The 2776-nt window shown below is 69.5% G+C and carries 3 protein-coding genes; all 3 read right to left on the reverse strand.

Annotated features, from left to right (window positions below):
• The coding region (locus tag QH283_RS29080) for an acyl-CoA thioesterase (RefSeq protein ID WP_280506123.1) at window positions 1-727 on the reverse strand (727 nt) is incomplete at its 3' end.
• Between the two features lie 106 nt (window positions 728-833).
• Complete coding sequence (pdxS, locus tag QH283_RS29085; protein WP_280506124.1) at window positions 834-1754, reverse strand: pyridoxal 5'-phosphate synthase lyase subunit PdxS; 921 nt, start codon at window positions 1752-1754, stop codon at window positions 834-836.
• A gap of 434 nt (window positions 1755-2188) precedes the next feature.
• The coding region (locus QH283_RS29090; RefSeq protein ID WP_280506125.1) for an NUDIX hydrolase at window positions 2189-2776 on the reverse strand (588 nt) is incomplete at its 5' end.

Consider the following 2776-nt stretch of genomic DNA (forward strand, 5'->3'; position numbering starts at 1 on the left):
GGCCGAAACCGGCCGAGGGCGAGGACTGGTCGTAGAGCAGCCAGTCGTCGGCACGGAAGGGGCGCAGGAACCACATGGCATGGTCGAGCGAGGCGTTCTGGGTGGGCTCGTCCGGGTGGATGACCTTCGACGAGCCGAGCAGCGTCATATCGCTCATGTAGGCCAGGGTGCAGACGTGGAACAGCGGGTCGTCGGGCAGCGGCCTGCGGTAGCGGAACCACACCTGCTGCTGGGCGGCCACGCCCTCGCGGCGAACCAGCTTCTCCTGCGGAACCATCCTGATGTCCCAGTGCTCCCACTCGCGCAGCGCCCACAGCCGCTCCGGGCTCATGGTCTCCTGGGTGTCGAGCAGCTCTTCCGGCGAGGCCACCGGCGGCATGTCGTCCTGGTGCACCGGGCCCTCGTCGCCGAGGTGGAAGGAGGCCGACATGGTGAAGATGGCCTGGCCGTCCTGGATGCCGGTGACCCGCCTGGTGCAGAACGAGCGCCCGTCCCTGATCCGCTCCACCTGGTAGACGGTCTGTTGCTGCGGGTTGCCCGGGCGAAGGAAGTAGCCGTGCAGGGAGTGCACCTGGAAACGCGGCTCCACCGTGCGCACCGCGGAGACGAGGGCCTGCCCGGCGACTTGGCCCCCGAACGTGCGCTGCAGCTGAGTCTCGGTCGACGCGCCACGGAAGATGTCACGCTCGATGCGCTCGATCTCCAGCGCTTCCTCGATGGTCGCCATACCCCCGAGACTAACCCGAGCGGGTTTGCCCGCCCGGCACCGAGACGCCGAACAGCCCGTGCGTCAGGGCACGGGCTGTTCGCGGGTCTTCAGCGGCGGACGGGTGTCACCAGCCGCGTTCGGCGAGCCGGTGCGGCTGCGGGATCTCCTCGACGTTGATGCCGACCATCGCCTCGCCCAGGCCGCGCGAGACCTTGGCCAGCACGTCCGGGTCGTCGTAGAAGGTGGTGGCCTTGACGATGGCCTCCGCCCGCTGAGCCGGGTTACCGGACTTGAAGATGCCGGAGCCGACGAACACGCCCTCGGCGCCCAGCTGCATCATCATGGCCGCGTCGGCCGGGGTGGCGATGCCGCCCGCGGTGAACAGCACCACCGGCAGTTTGCCGGTCTCGGCGACCTCACGGACCAGCTCGTAGGGCGCCTGCAGCTCCTTGGCCGCCACGAACAGTTCGTCCTCGGGCAACGAGGACAGCCTGCGGATCTCCTGGCGGATCTTGCGCATGTGGGTGGTGGCGTTGGAGACGTCGCCGGTGCCTGCCTCGCCCTTGGAGCGGATCATGGCCGCGCCCTCGGTGATGCGGCGCAGCGCCTCACCCAGGTTGGTCGCGCCACAGACGAAGGGCACGGTGAACTGCCACTTGTCGATGTGGTTGCTGTAGTCGGCCGGGGTGAGCACCTCGGACTCGTCGATGTAGTCCACGCCGAGGCTCTGCAGGATCTGCGCCTCGACGAAGTGGCCGATGCGCGCCTTGGCCATCACCGGGATGGACACCGCCTCGATGATGCCGTCGATCATGTCAGGATCACTCATCCTGGACACGCCGCCCTGCGCACGGATGTCGGCGGGCACCCGTTCCAGCGCCATGACCGCGACCGCGCCCGCGTCCTCGGCGATCTTGGCCTGCTCGGGCGTGACGACATCCATGATGACGCCGCCCTTGAGCATCTCGGCCATACCGCGCTTCACGCGGGCGGTGCCGACGGTCTGGGTGGTCTCGGGCATGGTCACGGCATTCTCCTGGGTCATGTGCGCCAATCGGATCGCTCGGTGGGAACGCCCCGAATTCTAGGCGCGCGGAGCATGCCAGTTGATAGCCAGTCGAGCACCACTGGTCTGGTGGCGCAGGCCACCGCGGGTCCGGGCGGCACATCGCCGGACTACCCGGCCGAGGGATGATCGCCCGGGCGACGCGCCGCCGGACTCAGAGCGGTCCGACGACCAGCAGCTGCGCCCAGTACTGGGCGACCGAAGGGCCGAGGATGGGCAGAAGGAAGTCGTAGAGCAGGTACGACATGGGTAGAGCCACCTCCACATAAGCCGCGACATCGAGCGTGCGCGGCATGCTCGCGGGTCGGTCCCGCGCCGGATGCGCGGCCCCGTGAACGGACTACCCGATGGACCGGCGAACCAGTCCGAAACCAGCACGATCGTGAAGCGCATCACACCGCCTCACGGCGGACTCAGCGGATCGAGCGGACCACGGGATCGGTAGTGCCGGAAGCGACTTCGGCCGCCTCGGCGATCAGGCCGTCCAGGTCGAAGGGGTACACCGGCTCGCCGGAGGCCTCCAGCGCCTTGATGTCGGCCGCGGCGCACCAGCGGTGCGCGGTGACGCAGCGCTTCTCCCAGGAGGACGGGTCGGCGGGCTTCGGCTCGTAGGCGGGCACCCGCAGCGCGAAGAACAGTTCCTCGGCGCGGATCAGCTCGCCGTCGAAGGGGAACACCGCCACCCGCCGCCAGATGGGTCCGCGCAGCGCGTCCGGGTCGGCGGTGTAGCCGGTCTCCTCCCACAGCTCGCGCACCGCGGCCGCGCGCAGGCTCTCCCCCGGTTCAACGCCACCGCCGATGGTGAACCAGAACGGGGAGTCCGGGGTCTTGGGGTCGCTGCCGCGCATGAGCAGGATGCGGTCCAGTTCGTCGAGCAGCACCACCCGCGCGGAGGTGCGCACGGTGTCGACGGCCAGGCCGATGGACGCCGCCGGGGTGACCCGCTCGGCGATCTCGAAGTAGGTCGGCAGCGGCGCGGTGCCGCCGAGGTGCAGCAGCCG

This window comes from Nocardia farcinica (assembly GCF_029867845.1).
GTDB classification, from domain to species: Bacteria; Actinomycetota; Actinomycetes; order Mycobacteriales; family Mycobacteriaceae; genus Nocardia; species Nocardia farcinica_A.

Coding starts and splice junctions, on each gene's coding strand:
- pdxS (WP_280506124.1), bottom strand. CDS start 1,754: ATGACCCAGGAGAATGCCGTGACCATGCCCGAGACCACCCAGACCGTC.